Raw genomic sequence first — 17,377 nt, 5'->3', positions numbered from 1 at the left:
GAGTTTTAATATAATGGTTAACGTGCTACACCTCAAAAAAATCAGAAAAGGGTTAGCTAAGTACGCAACACTTTTTTTTGCGGCTAGTTTATCTTTATCGGTGTCAGCCGTTGAATATGCTGCAAATTTTAAAGGCACAGATATTAATGAGTTTATTAATATCGTGGGTAAAAACCTAAACAAGACGGTGATCATTGACCCTAATGTGCGTGGCAAAGTAAATGTGCGTAGTTATGAGTTAATGGATGAAGCACTGTATTATCAGTTTTTCTTAAATGTGTTGGAAGTGTATGGCTATTCTGCTGTCGAAATGGATAACGGCATCATAAAAATAGAAAAAAGCTCAGATGCCAAAAAATCAAACGTTCCGTTAATTACTGAAGATAACCAAGCCAGTGGCGATATGATGGTGACTCGTGTAGTACGAGTAAAGAATGTAAGTGTACAAGAGCTAGGCCCATTAGTACGCCAATTTAGTGACCAAAAAGATGGCGGTCATGTTGCCAATTTTAACGCCGCAAACGTAATGATGTTGACCGGTCATGCTGCTTCAGTAAACAGGTTAGTAGAAATCATCCGTTCGGTTGACCAAGCGGGTGATAAACGGGTTGATATTGTTAAGCTTAACTTTGCTACCGCTGACGATGTGGTATCCGTCGTTGAGAATATTTATAAAGATAGTGGCAAAGGCAGTGGTTCCTGAGTTCTTAATCCCTAAAGTGGTTGCTGATGGCCGTACTAATAGCGTTATTGTGAGCGGTGAAGGGCAAGCTAGAAATCGTGCTATTGAATTGATTAAGCGTCTTGATGGCGAGTTACAAAACCAAGGTAACACTAAAGTAATTTACTTAAATTACGCCAATTCAGAAGACTTAGTAAAAGTACTCCAAGGTGTAAGTAAAACACTTGCTGAAGAAGGGCAAGGTAGCGCAACAAAAACACGTAGCCGCAGTCAAAATGAGACTAGTATTGAAGCACATCCTGATTCAAATTCACTGGTTATTACTGCTCAGCCAGATACTATGCGTTCACTTGAATCTGTTATTGAGCGATTAGATATTCGCCGAGCTCAAGTACTTGTTGAAGCTATTATTGTTGAAGTCATGGAAGCCGATGGTGTTAACTTTGGTTTGCAGTGGATTTCTGAGCAGGGTGGTATGATGCAGTTTAATAACGGCACTACAGTTCCTGTTGGCTCTTTAGCGGTTGCTGCTGAACAAGCTCGTGACACTACAGTAACTAAAACCATCACAGGCGATAATGCCGAATTAAACGAATATGATGAAACAGTCGAAGGTGATTTAAACCCTCTTGCCGCTTTACTAGGAGGGATTAACGGACTTGCCATGGGGATTATTAAAAACGACTGGGGCGCGATAATTCAAGCAGTATCAACAGATACTAATTCAAACATTCTTGCTACGCCTTCTGTCACGACCATGGATAATGAAGAGGCATCTATGATTGTAGGTCAAGAAGTCCCTATAATTACAGGCTCGCAAACGGGTTCTAATAACTCAAATCCATTCCAAACAGTCGAACGTCAAGAAGTAGGTGTAAAATTAAAAGTAACACCGCAAATTAATGATGGCACAGCAGTTCAGCTAACTATTGAGCAAGAAGTATCAGGGGTAAGTGGTACTACATCGGTTGATATTTCTATCAATAAACGTGCAATTAAAACTACTGTTATGGCGGATGATGGCGGGATGGTGGTACTTGGTGGTTTGATTGACGAAGATGTACAAGAGAGTGTTTCGAAAGTGCCTTTATTAGGTGATATTCCGATTCTTGGTCACTTATTCCGCTCAACGAGCACCAGTAAGCGTAAACGTAACTTGATAGTATTTATACGCCCGACGATTATCCGAGATGGCGTTAAAATGAATCAACTTAGCCACTCTAAATATAACTTTATTCGTGGTGAACAGCATAAGCAAAAAGAAGATGGTATTGATTTAATGCCACTAACTGAAGCACCCATTTTACCTGAGTGGAATGATGCATTAGTGTTGCCACCAACATATGAAGAATATTTAAAGCAGCAAAATGCGGATGAGCGCAATAATGACTGAAGCTATTACATCAGTAAATGAAGAGCTTGAAGCAGCACAACACAATGAGCTGCTAACCAGTGATGACTTAGTTGAGTTACCACCTAAGCGGTTGCCATTTTCTTACGCCAGACGTACTGGTGTGCTATTAAGTAAAAATGACGATGACTGGGTAGTGTATTATCGTGGTGAGCTTGAAATTGATGTTCTACTCGAAGTTCGTAGAATTGCAGGGCATGGTTTTACTCTTGAGCAGCTGGAAGACGATAAATTTGAGTTATTACTAGAGGCCTCATACCAGCGCGATAGCTCTGAAACACAGCAAATGATGGAAGATATTGGTAACGAAGTTGACCTATTTTCGCTTGCTGAAGAAATGCCACAAACGGAAGACTTACTGGCCGGTGATGATGACGCGCCAATCATTAAACTGATTAACGCGATGCTTAGTGAAGCAATCAAAGAAGGTGCTTCAGATATTCACATTGAAACCTTTGAGCAAGAGCTTGTTATTCGCTTTAGGGTTGATGGCGTACTTAAAGAAGTGCTTAAACCTAACCGTAAACTGGCATCGCTGTTAGTTTCACGTATTAAAGTAATGGCCAAGCTTGATATTGCTGAAAAGCGTATCCCACAAGATGGTCGTATAAGTTTACGTATTGCAGGGCGTGCAGTAGATGTCCGGGTATCAACCATGCCGTCAAGTTTTGGTGAGCGAGTGGTACTGCGTTTACTCGATAAAAATAATGCCCGTTTAAATCTTGAAGACTTAGGCATGACGCTACGAAATCGTGAGCTGTTTTCTGACTTGATCAGTAAGCCTCACGGTATCATATTGGTGACGGGTCCAACTGGTTCTGGTAAAAGTACCACGCTTTATGCCGGTATGAGCCAAATTAACTCTCGGGATCGCAATATTCTAACCGTAGAAGACCCAATCGAGTATGAAATTCCCGGGATTGGTCAAACCCAAGTTAACGCAAAAGTGAACATGACTTTTGCTCGTGGTCTGCGCGCAATTTTACGCCAAGATCCCGATGTGGTGATGGTCGGTGAAATACGTGATTTAGAAACGGCACAAATTGGTGTGCAAGCTTCACTAACTGGTCACTTAGTCATGTCTACGTTACATACCAATACCGCAGCTGGTGCTATATCACGGATGGAAGATATGGGGGTCGAACCATTCTTATTATCATCGTCGTTACTGGGGGTCCTTTCGCAGCGCTTAGTCCGTACTTTATGCGATAGTTGTAAAGAAGCGCATGTTGCCGACGAGCGTGAATGTGAACTCCTTGGTGTAGCAAGCGATAATCCGCCAACAATTTATCGTGCGATGGGCTGTGAAGAGTGCAACTTTAATGGTTACCGTGGCCGTACAGGTATTCACGAGCTACTCGTCGTTGATGAAACCGTACGAGAGCTTGTTCACAGTGGTAAAGGCGAGCAGAGTGTTGAAAAATACATTCGCAAACATACCCCGAGTATTCGTCAAGATGGCTGTAGTCGCGTATTAGCAGGTAAGACTACTCTGGAAGAAGTATTACGTGTTACCCGTGAGGAAGGCTAATGGCTGCGTTTGAGTACCGTGCTTTAGATGGCCGCGGAAAAGAGAAAAAAGGCATTTTAGAAGCTGATACAGCAAAGCAAATACGCCAATCTTTACGTGAGCAAGGGCTTACTCCGCTAGAGGTTGTTCCGGCAGCTGAAGGTGATAAACAAGTTAAAGGGGCGAAAAAATCTGCTTTTGGCGGCTTGTTTAAATCTAAAATTTCTACGTCGGATTTAGCACTTATTACCCGCCAGCTTGCAACGCTTATTCAATCTGCATTGCCAGTTGAAGGTGCCGTTATGGCTGTTGCTGAACAATGTGAGAAGCCGCGCTTAAAACGCATGCTGATGTCTGTGCGTTCAAAAGTTGTTGAAGGTTACACTTTAGCTGACGGTATGTCAGAGTTTCCTCATGTATTTGATAACTTATATCGCGCTATGGTGGCGGCTGGAGAAAAGTCGGGCCACTTAGATGCCGTACTAAACCGTTTAGCTGATTACACAGAGCAACGCCAACATATGCGCAGTCAAATTACGCAAGCCATGGTATATCCTGTGATCTTAGTGATTTTTGCCATTGGTATCGTTTCTGTTTTATTAGGTACTGTGGTGCCTAAAATTCTTAAAACATTTGAAAAATCAAAACAGGTATTACCTTGGACTACCGAGTGGGTAATGGCTGCCAGTAACTTTGTGCAGAATTATTGGCTGATCTCATTAGTAGTGATCACCATGCTCGCAATCTCTATAAAACATGCGTTGAAGCAACCTAAGATTCGCTTTTGGTATGATTCCAAAATTTTAATAATGCCAGGCATAGGTAAAGTGGCGCGTAGCATAAACACAGCGCGTTTTGCTCGTACTCTAAGTATTTTATCTTCAAGCTCGGTACCTTTGCTTGAAGGTATGCGAATTTCGGGTGGAGTGCTCGTTAATGAAAAAATCAAAAAGTCGGTGGGTGATGCTGCAACACGCGTGAGTGAAGGGGCAAGCTTACGCGCGTCTTTACAAGAAACGAAGTTGTTTCCGCCTATGATGCTGCATATGATTGCCAGTGGCGAAAAATCCGGTGAGCTTGAGCAAATGCTAGAGCGTGCTGCAAACAATCAGGATCGTGAATTTGAGACCATGGTAAATGTCTCGCTAAAACTCTTAGAGCCTGCGATGATAGCGTCTATGGCGGTGATAGTCTTGTTTATCGTAATGGCAATTTTACAACCAATTATGGCAATGAATAAAGCAATCGGGCTTTAACATTTTCAAGGATTTGTAGCAGCAGTATGTGTGTTGTTACAGTGATTAATTAATAAGAAAATAGAGGTACATACGTGAATAAACAATCAGGTTTCTCATTACTCGAAGTTATGGTAGTACTGGTTATCATTGGCATGATCATGTCAATCGTGGCACCAAATATCATGGGGCAACAAGAAGAGGCTGCCATCGATAAAGCGCATTTAGATATTCAACAACTTGAAGATGCGATGAGCCTTTATAAACTAAAAAATAAAGCTTACTTAAGCACTGAGCAAGGTCTTGAAGGTCTAGTTAATCAAACTAGTATAGAGCCTGTTCCACGTCGCTTCCCTGAAGGTGGGTTTATTTCTAAATTACCAGAAGATCCATGGGGCAATCCGTATCAGTTAATTAGCCCAGGAGAAATTGGTAAAATTGATATTTTTTCAATGGGGCCTGATGGCGAAGCCGGTACTGATGATGACATCGGTAACTGGGATGAAGAAAAGCAATAATGAAGCATTCAAGCAAGGCGCAAACTAAAAAAGAGCGCGATTTATTATGATAATAAATCGGGCATCTTTGCGCCATGCTAAGCAGCGCTCTGTTATAAAAGGGTTTAGCTTAATAGAAATTTTAGTGGTATTGGTGGTTATCGCCTTTGCCACCAAAATGGTGGTATACAGTCTTGATGGCGGCGCTGAAGACGCGCTAGAAAAGCAAGCATTGAGACTGCATACCACCATTAACATGGCGTCTGAATTTGCCATATTAAACCAAGTTGAACTAGGTTTTCATATCGATGAAGACATCTTTGAATTTTTAGTGTTTGACGGTGAAAAATGGATCACCTTCGATCGCGAAAAACTGTTTGCGCCGCTTACCATCACAGAAGACTTTAAACTAACCCTAAACTTAGAAGATTTAGCCTGGGCACAAGAAAACCTATTAGAGCAATCTAATTGGCGTGAGCTTATGAGTTCAGGCGATGATGAAAGCCTATTAGAGTTAAAAAAGCTTAAAATACCACAAGTACTCATTTTATCGTCAGGAGAGATCAGCGCGTTTCAATTGACTCTTGAGCTAGAAGAGCAAAGAGAGCCTGTTTACTTCATTGAAGGTGAGTTTTTAGCTCCTGTAAACCTACGTAGAGAGCCTGAATAATGCACAGCTTTAAAGGGTTTACCTTACTAGAAGTCATGGTTGCACTGAGTATTTGTGCGCTCGCTGGTATTGCTGCTATGCAAGCGACGGGAGAGCACATTAATCATTTATCAAGCCTTGAAGAACAGACTTATGCCTCTTGGGTTGCTGAAAACGTCATGGTTGAGCAACGCGCAAAAGGGAAAGAGTGGCAAGGCAAAAATGGTCAAAAGGGCACTGAGAATATGGCTGGTATCGACTGGTATTGGCGTCAAGATGTGGTGGCAACTGCCGATAAAAGTTTTGTTAAAGTGACGATCAATGTATTTACCGATGAAAAGTTAGAGCACTCAGTGTATGAGTTAACGAGCTATTTAAATAAAGGCGGTAAATAGTGAAACAACGTGGTTTTACACTGCTAGAGGTAATGGTAGCGCTGGGCATTTTAGCTTTTGTAGTATTAGCGACTCACCAAATCTTAGACTCTACAACTAAAGCCAAAGAAGCATCTGACGAAAAAATAGCTGAGCTTAATGGTTTGCAGACTACCTTTAGGTTAATGGATCAAGACTTTAGTCAGATGACAAAACGTGAAGTGCGCAATCAATCTGGCGATATTCAAGAAGGCTATATTTTAGCAGGACGCTACACGCTTGATAGTCAGTATGATGGTATTGGCTTTGTTCGTGATGGTTGGATCAATCCTATTAACTTACTTCCTCGCTCTGAGTTACAGGCTGTGGGTTATCGAGTTATCGACGATAAGCTCGAACGTGTATATCGTGTTTATGTAGATCAGCTCGATAATACAGAGCCGCGTGCGCAAGTTATTTTAGACGATATTGAAGACCTTAAGTTTGAATTTTTAGATGACAAAAATGAATGGCAAGAGCAGTGGCAAATAAAAGCATTACCTAAAGCGGTTGCGGTGACAATTCAGCAAATTGAAGAAGAGCCGATTAAGCGGATTTTTTTAGTCCCAGGTGATGGGAAGGTTGCGACACCTTCTACGCAAACACCAGGAAACGGCCAAAATCTAGGTGATGACTCATGAACAGTAAGTCGTCACGCGGAGCTGCCTTAGTCATTGTTTTATTCATCGTTGCGCTGGCTTCTATTCTGGCTGTAGAAATGAGCGCAAATTTGATGGTGCAAGTACAGCGTAGTACTAACATTCAAGGCCATCAACAAGCTAAGTGGTATGCTTATGCTGCTGAAGAGCTAGCCATCAAAGCTTTGCAGCAAAGTAAGAAAGACGACCCAGATAAAACCACGCTGCAACAAATTTGGGCACAACAGGGTGATATTCCATACCCAGTTGATAATGGCACCCTACAAGGTAATATTACTGATTTACAGGCGTGTTTAAATTTAAATGCGCTAAGAGCGAAAGCGCCGGCAAATGGTAAAACAAAAACCAACCCTGCGCATAAAGCCTTATTAGCATTACTTGAAAATATTGAAGATCTCCCCTCGGATGAATCCGAAGAAACCATGGCAGATAGTGTCTATGATTGGCTGGATCAAGACAATATTACTTACCGTTCAGGGGCTGAAGAAGATGAATACTCATCACGAGATTTTCCGTACTTAACTGCTAATAATTACTTTGCTTCGACCTCAGAGTTACGTTTAATTCGAGGGTTTAATCCACTTGTCATGGAAAAGGTACTTCCTTATGTGTGTGTTATACCAGGCAGCGAGCTACTGGCTATTAATGTCAACACATTAGACCCAGAGCATGCGCTTTTATTAAGTGCGCTGATTGATGGTTTGGAAGAGTCTGGCGCGCAAAGTGTGCTCTCAGCTCGCCCTGAAGAAGGCTTTGGGGATATTGAAGAATTTTTTGAACAGATAAATCAACAAGGCGCACAAAATGTGAAGTCCGTTGAAGATCTGTTCACTATTAATAGCGAATATTTTAAACTACAGGCGCAGGCTGAATTTGTAGAACTGCGTTTTTCGATGACCACTTTACTGCAAGCCAAAAATGGCGAAGTAACTATACTGGCGCGAAAATTTGGAGGCGTACAGTGACAGAAACACTCTTGATCCGAACGGGTCAAACCCAACAAGATTGTATTCATTGGTTGGTTTACTCGCCATTAGAACAAGAAATAATTGCCAGTGGCGAACTGCCTAATGCTGAGCAATTAACAGAGTTAACTGATAAAGCACAAAGCCGTGAAGTTGTGGTTTTGTTACCAAGTGATCAAGTGCAGTTAAAAACAGTTGAACTTCCTACTAAATGGAACCGAAAACTGGAGCAAGCATTGCCTTACATGCTTGAAGAAGACATTGCATGTGATGTTGATGATTTGTTTATTGCTATTGCCGAACCAACAATAGTTGGTGAAAAGCACGCAATTAATGTAGCAATGACAGATCGAGAATGGTTTGAAAGCTGGCTTGGGGTTTTTGCTGAGCATGATATTGAAGTATTTACTCTCTTACCAGATGCATTATTACTTCCAACCGCAGAGCAAGGCATCAGTGCAATTGAGCTAAAAGGGCAATGGCTTTGTAAGTTTGGGCAATGGCACATTAGTGCGGTTGAGCAATCATGGCTGGCAGAGTATCTATCTGCACTGGGTAATCCTGATATTGCTCATTACAGCCCTGCTACTAATTTCCCTGATACAGTGAATCTTGATGCGCAAACTTCTGCTTACGATTTACCGCTAGCATTATTTGCTACGCAATTACCTAATACCAAGTTCAACCTACGCCAAGGCGAGTATCAGTTAAAGAAAAAAAGCGCACTTTGGTGGGGTTACTGGAAAGGTGCAGCTATTGCTGCCAGCATTGCATTAGTGAGTTCTATATTAATTAAAGGGTTTGAGCTGCATCAGCTTACTCGAGACCTTGAGGTGGCAAAATCACAAGTGGTAGAACGCTATCAAAATGCATTTCCGGGAAAAACTGTGCGACCTCATCTAATTAAAAGCCAAATCAACGGCGAGCTAGCTAAATTAGAGGGCGGCAGTAGCGCAGGCTTTTTAGACTTAACCAGTGAGCTGGTTACTGTGTTTAGTCAAGTGCAAGATTTCACTCCAGAAACACTACGCTATGACCAACGCCGTAATGAATTAAGAATTCGTGCTCGTGGTAAAGATTTTCAAACCTTTGGTAAAGTGAAGTCAATTTTAGAGCAACGAGGCTTAACGGTTGATCAAGGCTCGTTAAACAACGACGGTGATTTTGTGGTTGGTGAATTAAAACTAGGAGGTGCAGCATGAAGCAACAACTAGTGAAGTATTGGCGCTCATTGAAAGAGCAAGAGCAACAGTTGGTAATGATTGCTGGTGGTATTTTTGTTATTTTTGTTTTGGTTATGGGTATCTTTAGACCGCTTAATAATGCCATTGCCAAAGCGCAGCAGGACCAAGTAAAGCAACAAGAGCTTTTGACTTGGGTTGATAGCAGCATTGTTCGATTAAAAGCAGCGGGCAGTCGCTCTGTTGTAAACAATAAAAACTTAAGCCAAATAGTTAATGCTACACGTGGCCGCTTTGGTATCACTATTAGCAAAATGCAACCTAACGATAACTCATTACGTTTAACAATAGACTCAGTGCAATTTAATAAGTTAGTACAGTGGCTTGATGAGATTGTTTACAAAGAAGGTGTGCAGATTGAAAATTTAGATCTCAGCCGTGACGATAAGCAAGGTTATGTACGCGTAAGCCGACTGGTATTAGAGAAGTAATAATGAAAAAAACAGCGTTTCTTATAATTATATTTATTATTAGCTTTATTGTATTTGCAGTAATAAAAACACCTGCAGCAGTTGCTATCAACTTAGCGAGTGGTTATTTACCGAAAGATCTAAAACTAGGTCAAGCCTCTGGCAGTGTGTGGCAAGGTCGTATCATGCAGCTGCACTATCAAGGTGAGCAAATTAATAACCTAAGTTGGGATATTTCTGGATGGGCCCTTTTTACTGGGCAATTAACCGGAAACCTCAAATTTGGTAATGTTCGTGATACGGCTGATATTTCTGGTCGTGGAGATTTTAACTATGGCTTATTCGATCAAACTGTTTCACTTACCGACGCAACACTTAGGTTGAGTGTTGAACGAGCAATGGATCGCTTGCAGCTACCTTTGCCAGTAAAAGCGAAAGGTCGAGTAATTGTTGACCTAGATGAGTATAAATCGGGCGTTCCTTATTGTGATGCGCTAAACGGTGAAATCGCCAGCCCTAATATTGACGTTCAAGGTCTATCCGGTTGGTTTAGTATTGGCCCACTAAGCGGTCGATTGAGCTGTAAATCAGGTGATGTCGCAGTATTAGTTGATCCTGATAATCGTCTGGGGTTAGAAGCCGATGCCGTATTAAAGGCGAATTTAGACTTTAAAGTTGCAGGATTCATTAAACCGGATGCAACATTGCCAAAAGAAGTGCATGATGCAGCTAAATTTTTAGGCCGCGCCGATAGAGATGGACGCTATCCGCTTAATTTTTAATGTCATATTGAGTTTTTCATGCAAATACCCGCATTTACACCTGAGCACGCACAGCAATTAAGTACATTTTTGGCAAGCCATGGTCAAGCCATGACGCTTCCTCAAAGCCAAGGCTATTTGTTTGCAGTGATTTGTTCTCCTGAGCCACTAGACGTTCACCAATGGCTCGAAGTTATAGTGCCTAATACCGGAGGTCAGCTTGATGAAACAATCTTGTTTGCTTTTATGGGGCTATACCACCAAATAAGTGAACAAGTTTATGAAACTGGTTTTAAGCTACCAGTCACGTTAAAACATCATGCTGATAGTGACAGTTACCTAGATCTTGATGAATGCCAAATGTGGTGTCAGGGTTTTATTCAGGGCGCACAAGAATACTACATCAAACTGAGCCAAGCGCCGGCTTTAGATGCAAACTTGTTAGAGGCTTTACAAACTGCGTATGCAAGCTTAGTTTTTTTCGCTCTGGATGCACAAGTGATGACTACTATTGCTGAGCAAAATAGTATAACTGACGTACAGCTAGCGCAAAGCCAGTATGAACTTATGGGCGATTTTGCATTAGGATTTGCTGAGCTAATAGAAATAATCGCTGTGCAAAGCGGTTTATATAGTGAAGAAGATGAGAGTTGGAGCTAGGTTAACCTAGCTCTAATACTATTTCAGTGCAGCCTTTAGCGCACCTAGCAACCCCTTGGCCAGGCTTAGGGGTTTTTAAATCTAACGTTAGAACCCCCTGACACTGCTCGCATTTTACAGTCTGCCCTTTCGCCAGCTTTTTTAATAGATTCTTATGCTGATTAAATGACTCACTACTTTTTTTGGTTAGCGCTGAAAAGTCCACTATTTGCCTCTGCGTTCTGCGAGTGATTCAGCTGCAATTTTACATACTGTATTTAAACGGTCTTCGTAAAAATAAAGATTTAGATCTTTGCTGCGACAGTATCGCGTGTGAAACAGTTGTAATTGCTCATCTGTTTGCATGGTTTCTTCTAAGTACTCAAGCTCAGACTCTGATAATGATAGTGTTGATTTAATTCTGTTTTTAGCCATGCTTGCAGCTGGACCGCGATTAATATTGCTTGCACTGCTTAAAATACCGACACCTTCGCCGAGTAGTTTTTCTCTGGGTTCTTTTATCATTGGGTGGTCAATGGTAAAGAGCGCGAGTACGACAATAACAAGAAAAAGAAATTTTTTCATAGTTGACTTTGATCTGAACGGGTAAGAGTTGAGCAACAGTGTAATAAAATGCACCTTTATAAAGCAAGTGACTAAGATGAATAAATTATTAGCGATCAATGTCAGCTTTTTTGAGCAGACTTGATATAATGCTAAAGAACAATTAGATTTTTCAGAAATCTCTGAACATACTTGGGTATGTTTAGTTTAGCTCTACTTTAACAGTTAAGTTAAATACATTAGCTATAACGGCGAGCAATAATTGTTTGACTATTATTCTCCAAAGGCGTTGAGGAACTTCGATGGAAAAGCAAATTAAGGTAAAAAATATTCCGACAGAGGTAAAGATCGAAAAACCCGATCTTAATGCTCCAGAGGATAGGTTTAATCCCCGAAATCGTATTTATGTACGTGCAGTTAAAGGCTTGCATCAATTATTAAGGCAGCGTATTGGGTTTATCGGCATGCTCGCATTTATGCTGCTGCCATGGATAAACTTTAACGGTCAACAGGCTGTATTATTTGATTTAATGGGGCAAAAGTATAATATTTTTGGCCTTACTTTGTGGCCACAAGATTTCACTATTTTAGCATTTATTCTAATGTTGGCAGCATTCGCCCTATTTTTGGTAACGACTTTCTACGGTCGCGTCTGGTGTGGTTACACATGCCCGCAAACTGTCTGGACATTTATATTCATTTGGTTTGAAGAAAGGTTTGAAGGCACAGCTAACCAGCGTAAAAAGCTTGATCAAAGGCCAATGGACTTTGATAAGTTTTGGCGAAAAGCGGCTAAACATACAAGCTGGATCGCGTTTTCACTTTATACCGCTATTTCATTTGTCGGCTATTTTACGCCTATTCGTGAGCTCCTGCCTGACTTTATCACCTTCAATGTGGGTGGTTACGCATTAGTGAGTATTATCGTGTTCGCCGTATGTACCTACGGTAATGCTGGTTGGATGCGCGAAATCATGTGTCTACATATCTGTCCTTACTCACGCTTTCAATCAGCAATGTTTGATAAAGATACTTATACCGTAAGTTATGACGAGAAGCGAGGTGAAAACCGCGGTCCTCGTTCACGCAAACAAGACCCTAAAGAGCTTAACTTAGGTGACTGTATTGATTGTAATTTATGCGTACAAGTATGCCCGACAGGTATAGATATTCGTAATGGTCTACAAGCTGAGTGTATCAACTGTGGCGCATGTATTGATGCATGTGATGGCGTTATGGACAAAATGAATTACCCTCGAGGACTTATTTCTTATACCACGGAACGCAATTTAGAAACGCCAGAGAATAAAACCAATCCATTGCGCCCCAAAATTATTGGATACTTAGTTATTTTAATTGTGCTAAGTGGTGCATTAGTGGGTAATATCGTGATGCGTAAGCCGATGGATTTAGATATTATTCGCGATAGAAACCAACTTTATCGGGTCGACTTTAACGGCTTAGTTGAGAATACTTACACGCTTAAGGTGATCAACAAAGCACAATATGAGCAAAGCTTTAATATTAAGGTCGAGGGATTAGAAAACTTTAAATACATTGGTAAGCAAACATTCACGGTGCAAGCGGGTGAGTCACATAATGTACCATTGTCATTAGTGGTGGATCCGTATGATTTGAAAAAACCAATGACTGAGTTTAACTTTGTTTTATCGCCAGTAAATGACCCTAGCTCGAAAATTTCGCAGCCGAGTAACTTTTTTAAAGCGCGATAGTTAAGTACACTAACATAAATTAAAAAGCGGGGTTTTCCCGCTTTTTTATATTGATGAGAATTATGAGTAAATTTAGCTTTGAAGGCTTAACACCCGACTCTATTTTAGATGCCGTAGAAAGTATTGGCATTTATGCTGAATCGGGGTTGTTGGCGTTAAATAGTTACGAAAATCGGGTTTATCAATTTAAAGCTGAAGATGGTAATCGTTATGTGGTGAAGTTTTATCGTCCTGAGCGTTGGAGCAAAGCGCAAATATTAGAAGAACATAGCTTTGCATTTGAACTCGCAGACGCGGAGGTGCCAGTTGTAGCACCTATAATTCATAATGATGAAAGTTTATTTGAACACAATGGGTCTTTATTTACCTTGTTCCCAAGTGTTGGAGGACGAATTTTTGAAGTTGATAACCTTGACCAACTAGATGTCTTGGGCCGTTTGATTGGTCGTATGCATCAAGTTGCGAAAGCGAGCGAGTTTAAAGAGCGACCGTTGATCGGCTGTGATGAATATTTAGATACAGCTAAAATTCAGCTACAAAATAGTAATCTCGTTCCCGCAAGCCTTGGGACTGCGTTTTATACCATTTTAGATATGGTGATCACTGAAACAAAAGCTCAGTACAAAAACGTTGAAACGATTCGTCTACACGGTGATTGCCATGCTGGTAATATTCTGTGGTCCGGGGATGCGCTAATGTTTGTTGATTTAGACGATAGCCGCCAAGGTCCCGCAATACAAGATTTATGGATGATGCTCAGTGGCGATCGAAATAATCAACTGTTACAGTTAGACACCTTAGTGGCTGCTTATGAAGAGTTTTGTGATTTTGACCACGCTCAACTTAAATTGATTGAACCATTACGTGCTATGCGTATGATTCATTATATGGGGTGGTTAGCTAAACGCTGGGATGATCCTGCATTTCCAAGGAACTTTTCTTGGTTTGCGGATGACAAATACTGGGAGCAACAAATTTTAGCTTTAAAAGAGCAGTACTCTGCACTGCAAGAACCACCGCTAAAGTTACTGCCATAAATTATTTTCAAGAAAAATGAATAGAGAGTCAAATGCTTAAAAAATTAAAACTGAGTTTACTACTATTATGCTTGCCATTCGCCGCTATGGCCGCTGACTTTAAAGCGGGCGACCAATATACGGTATTAGATATTGAAAAAAGTAAAACCCCTCAAGTAACAGAGTTCTTTTCATTTTATTGTCCACATTGTTTTAAGTTTGAACCAGTGGCAAAGGCGATGGAAAAAAGCCTACCAGCAGGCACTGAATTTATTAAAAATCATGTAAACTTTTTAGGTGGTTTATCTCCACAAGTGCAAAGTAATTTAAGCTATGCCTACATTATTGCAAAGCTAAATGGTAAAGGTGAGCAAGTTGCTGATCAAATATTTAATAGTATTCATGTTCAACGCGCGCCGCTTGATAACATTAAAGATGTAAAGCAGCTACTTGAGCTAAATGGCATCGATAAAGCTAAATTTGATCAAGAAATTGCTAGTATGCCTGTAATTTCAGCTGAACGTGCAATGCAAGATAAACAAAATAAGTTTTCTAAAGCGGGTGCTTTGACAGGCGTGCCAACATTTATCGTTAATGATAAGTATAAAATCAACATTAATACTATCAAAAGCCAACAGCAGCTTGATGAGTTAGTTGCCTTTTTATTGCAACAATAAGCTATTACAACAATAATTTTTGGAGTTAATAAATAATGATCAAATTAGTTAAAGCTGGGTTACTGGCACTTTTATTACCTTTGGCCGCAACTGCCGCACCAACAGAATATGAAGAAGGCGTGCACTACGATGTAGTATCTGACCGCGCCAGTAAAAAGCCTGAAATAAAAGAGTTCTTTTCATTTTACTGCCCAGCATGTAATAACTATGAAGCTTTACTTGCCGATGTTAAACCTAAACTAGACAAAACAGTTACTTTTAAGAAAAGTCATGTGGATTTTGTGGGTGTACGTGATACTGAAAACCAGCAAATGATTTCTCAAGCGCTTGCTACAGCTGAAGTGCTACCACAAAAAGATGCATTGATTGCAGCAATGTTTAATCACATACACACTAAGCGCGCCAAGTTTAATGAATTAGCTGATATTAAAGATGTATTTGTAGCACAAGGTGTTGATGGTGATAAATTCGATAAAATTTATAAAAGCTTTTCAGTACGTACTATGGCCTCAAAAATGAAACGCGAGCAAGATTACTATAAAGAGAAGGGTGCTCTGAGAGGCGTACCAACCTTTATCGTAAATGGTAAATACAAGCTGAATCTTGGGCGTGAAACAGGTATTACAGCGCCTGAAGATATTAGTAAATTGATTAACTACTTAGCTGCTAAATAACAAAGCAGATTGATCTTATAAAAGCTCCGCTCACGGAGCTTTTTTGTTATTAGAGAAATAATGCAAAAATTACTCGTTTCAAGTTGTTTACTCGGAACGCCTGTTCGTTACGACGGTACTGGGCAAAAGCTAGTTCACCCACAAATTACCACATGGCAATCACAAGGGGTTATTATACCGCTGTGCCCTGAGGTTGCTGGTGGATTATCGACACCTAGAGCGCCAGCTGAAATCAAGCATAATAAAGTGATTACAAATGACGATGAAGATGTAACGGCTGCATTCAAGTTAGGCGCGAAGAGGGCTTTACAATTGTGTCTGTCTCATAATATCCACTTTGCACTACTAAAAGAATCAAGTCCATCTTGTGGCCGTAATACGATTTATGATGGTTCGCACCGCGGTATTAAAGTCGCGGGAATGGGTTTAACGGCTGCGTTATTAGAACGAAATGGAATTAAAGTATTTAGTGAGGAGCAAATGCCAGCACTTTTAAAAGCGCTGGCTTCATGCTGAGCAGTCTATTTCTTTTGTAAGAAAACACCCGACTCGATGTGGTGGGTATAAGGGAACTGGTCAAAAATAGCAAAACGCTCAACTTCATGGGTTTGGCATAAATGATCTAAGTCTCGTTCCAAAGTGTCTGGGTTACATGAGATATAAATAATATTTTCATAGTTAGCGACTAAATCACAGGTAAGTGTATCCATACCTGCACGTGGCGGGTCGACTAAAATGGTTTGACAGTCGTAGCTTGTTAAATCAATTCCTTCTAAACGAGAAAAAGTACGCTCGCCATTCATTGCTTGAGTAAACTCTTCACTCGACATACGAATAATATCTAAATTAGTAACGCTATTTTTAGCTATGTTGTATTGGGCAGAGTGTACTGATGACTTCGAAATCTCTGTTGCGAGTACTTTATTAAATGAACCGGCTAGGGCGATAGAAAAGTTACCATTACCACAGTAAAGCTCTAGTAGATCGTTTTTCAGCGGTGCGCATAACTGTTGTGCCCACTCAAGCATTTTAATGTTCACCTTGGCATTTGGTTGCGTAAAGCTATTTTCAACTTGTTGGAATATTAACTCTTGGCCATTTACAGTTAAGCGCTCAGTAACAAAGTCTTCACCTAGCACTTCTTTTTGCTTTCGAGCTCGGCCAATAAAATCAATTTTGTATGTGTTACTTAGTTTAGCCTTTAATGCTTTTATCTCTGTCATCCACTGCTCATCAAGTGGTTTGTGATAAAGTAGGCTAACTAAAATTTCACCGCTTAAAGTAGATAGGTAATCAATTTGAAATAACTTACGGCGTAAGACTTCGCAGTCTTTCAAATTTTCGATCATGGCAGCCATAACTTCACCAATTAAAGGTGCTGCAGGGTCAAAGGTATCAACACGTATTTTTTCTTTTGTGGCTTGATCAAACATAATATGGAACAAATCATCCCCATCATGCCATACTCTAAATTCAGCCCGTTGGCGGTAGTGAATAGGCTCTGAGCCAAATACTTCTAATTGCTCAACCCCAAAACGTTGGAATTGCGCAATAATACGCTGCTCTTTTTCACTTAGTTGTGCATCGTACGTTGATGTATCGATCTTAATAACTGCCATTATGCCCACTACCTTCTATCTT

At 40.6% G+C, this 17,377-nt stretch carries 18 protein-coding genes and 1 pseudogene; 17 read left to right on the top strand and 2 right to left on the bottom strand.

The annotated features are described in order from the left end of the window. Positions 1-13: 13 nt before the first annotated feature. The 12 genes and pseudogenes from gspD (at position 14) to ACU8V8_RS16335 (ending at position 11,093) form a co-directional block, all read left to right on the top strand. A pseudogene (gene gspD / locus ACU8V8_RS16390) lies at positions 14-2,075 on the top strand (type II secretion system secretin GspD). After that, a complete protein-coding gene (gene gspE, locus ACU8V8_RS16385) occupies positions 2,068-3,624 on the top strand; it encodes a type II secretion system ATPase GspE (protein ID WP_446888208.1) in 1,557 nt (518 codons plus the stop codon). Before gspD ends, gspE begins: the two are co-directional and overlap by 8 nt. After that, on the top strand, positions 3,624-4,859 hold the full coding sequence (gspF, locus tag ACU8V8_RS16380; RefSeq protein ID WP_446888207.1) for a type II secretion system inner membrane protein GspF: 1,236 nt from the start codon (positions 3,624-3,626) through the stop codon (positions 4,857-4,859). Before gspE ends, gspF begins: the two co-directional genes overlap by 1 nt. Before the next feature lie 74 nt (positions 4,860-4,933). Further along, entirely contained in the window at positions 4,934-5,356 is a 423-nt protein-coding gene (gene gspG / locus ACU8V8_RS16375) for a type II secretion system major pseudopilin GspG (protein WP_087534409.1), read from the top strand. 46 nt (positions 5,357-5,402) lie between these two features. Beyond that, positions 5,403-6,005 carry a prepilin-type N-terminal cleavage/methylation domain-containing protein gene (locus ACU8V8_RS16370; RefSeq protein ID WP_446888206.1) on the top strand — a complete coding sequence of 201 codons (603 nt, stop codon included), beginning with the start codon at positions 5,403-5,405 and terminating at the stop codon, positions 6,003-6,005. Further along, a complete protein-coding gene (gene gspI / locus ACU8V8_RS16365; RefSeq protein ID WP_446888205.1) occupies positions 6,005-6,379 on the top strand; it encodes a type II secretion system minor pseudopilin GspI in 375 nt (124 codons plus the stop codon). The genes ACU8V8_RS16370 and gspI overlap by 1 nt, the downstream gene beginning before the upstream one ends. Continuing rightward, the gene (gene gspJ, locus ACU8V8_RS16360) at positions 6,379-7,038 is read left to right on the top strand and encodes a type II secretion system minor pseudopilin GspJ (protein ID WP_446888204.1); all 660 of its coding nucleotides are present in this window, start codon (positions 6,379-6,381) and stop codon (positions 7,036-7,038) included. Before gspI ends, gspJ begins: the two co-directional genes overlap by 1 nt. After that, positions 7,035-8,021, top strand: a complete 987-nt coding sequence (gene gspK, locus ACU8V8_RS16355; RefSeq protein WP_087534413.1) for a type II secretion system minor pseudopilin GspK — start codon at positions 7,035-7,037, stop codon at positions 8,019-8,021. Before gspJ ends, gspK begins: the two co-directional genes overlap by 4 nt. Then, complete coding sequence (gene gspL / locus ACU8V8_RS16350; RefSeq protein ID WP_087534414.1) at positions 8,018-9,223, top strand: type II secretion system protein GspL; 1,206 nt, start codon at positions 8,018-8,020, stop codon at positions 9,221-9,223. Before gspK ends, gspL begins: the two co-directional genes overlap by 4 nt. Further along, complete coding sequence (gene gspM, locus ACU8V8_RS16345) at positions 9,220-9,693, top strand: type II secretion system protein GspM (protein WP_087534415.1); 474 nt, start codon at positions 9,220-9,222, stop codon at positions 9,691-9,693. The genes gspL and gspM overlap by 4 nt, the downstream gene beginning before the upstream one ends. Positions 9,694-9,695: 2 nt before the next feature. Then, positions 9,696-10,454 (top strand): type II secretion system protein N, encoded by a 759-nt coding sequence (locus ACU8V8_RS16340; RefSeq protein WP_446888203.1) that lies wholly within the window; start codon positions 9,696-9,698, stop codon positions 10,452-10,454. An 18-nt stretch (positions 10,455-10,472) separates the two neighbouring features. Then, positions 10,473-11,093, top strand: coding sequence for a UPF0149 family protein (locus ACU8V8_RS16335; protein ID WP_446888202.1), 621 nt, complete (start codon positions 10,473-10,475; stop codon positions 11,091-11,093). Positions 11,094-11,297: 204 nt separating this feature from the next. Here ACU8V8_RS16335 and ACU8V8_RS16330 read toward each other — a convergent pair whose 3' ends face one another. Beyond that, positions 11,298-11,657 (bottom strand): hypothetical protein, encoded by a 360-nt coding sequence (locus tag ACU8V8_RS16330; protein ID WP_446888201.1) that lies wholly within the window; start codon positions 11,655-11,657, stop codon positions 11,298-11,300. 281 nt (positions 11,658-11,938) lie between these two features. Here ACU8V8_RS16330 and ccoG point away from each other — a divergent pair, with 281 nt between their 5' ends. From ccoG to ACU8V8_RS16305, 5 genes are all read left to right on the top strand, one after another. Continuing rightward, a complete protein-coding gene (gene ccoG / locus ACU8V8_RS16325) occupies positions 11,939-13,369 on the top strand; it encodes a cytochrome c oxidase accessory protein CcoG (protein WP_446888200.1) in 1,431 nt (476 codons plus the stop codon). 62 nt (positions 13,370-13,431) lie between these two features. Continuing rightward, positions 13,432-14,406, top strand: coding sequence for a serine/threonine protein kinase (locus ACU8V8_RS16320; protein ID WP_087534421.1), 975 nt, complete (start codon positions 13,432-13,434; stop codon positions 14,404-14,406). Between the two features lie 32 nt (positions 14,407-14,438). Beyond that, the gene (locus ACU8V8_RS16315) at positions 14,439-15,062 is read left to right on the top strand and encodes a thiol:disulfide interchange protein DsbA/DsbL (RefSeq protein ID WP_087534422.1); all 624 of its coding nucleotides are present in this window, start codon (positions 14,439-14,441) and stop codon (positions 15,060-15,062) included. Positions 15,063-15,097: 35 nt separating this feature from the next. Continuing rightward, a complete protein-coding gene (locus tag ACU8V8_RS16310; RefSeq protein ID WP_446888199.1) occupies positions 15,098-15,736 on the top strand; it encodes a thiol:disulfide interchange protein DsbA/DsbL in 639 nt (212 codons plus the stop codon). A gap of 60 nt (positions 15,737-15,796) precedes the next feature. Continuing rightward, positions 15,797-16,252, top strand: coding sequence for a DUF523 domain-containing protein (locus ACU8V8_RS16305; protein WP_446888198.1), 456 nt, complete (start codon positions 15,797-15,799; stop codon positions 16,250-16,252). Between the two features lie 5 nt (positions 16,253-16,257). On the opposite strand, the gene trmA is transcribed toward ACU8V8_RS16305, so the two are convergent. Further along, a complete protein-coding gene (gene trmA / locus ACU8V8_RS16300; RefSeq protein ID WP_446888197.1) occupies positions 16,258-17,355 on the bottom strand; it encodes a tRNA (uridine(54)-C5)-methyltransferase TrmA in 1,098 nt (365 codons plus the stop codon). Between the last annotated feature and the right edge of the window lie 22 nt (positions 17,356-17,377).

The sequence above is a fragment of the Pseudoalteromonas sp. SaAl2 genome (genome assembly GCF_052947895.1).
Note: the sequence above shows the minus strand (reverse complement) of the source record. Positions and strands in the feature narration are given on the sequence as shown.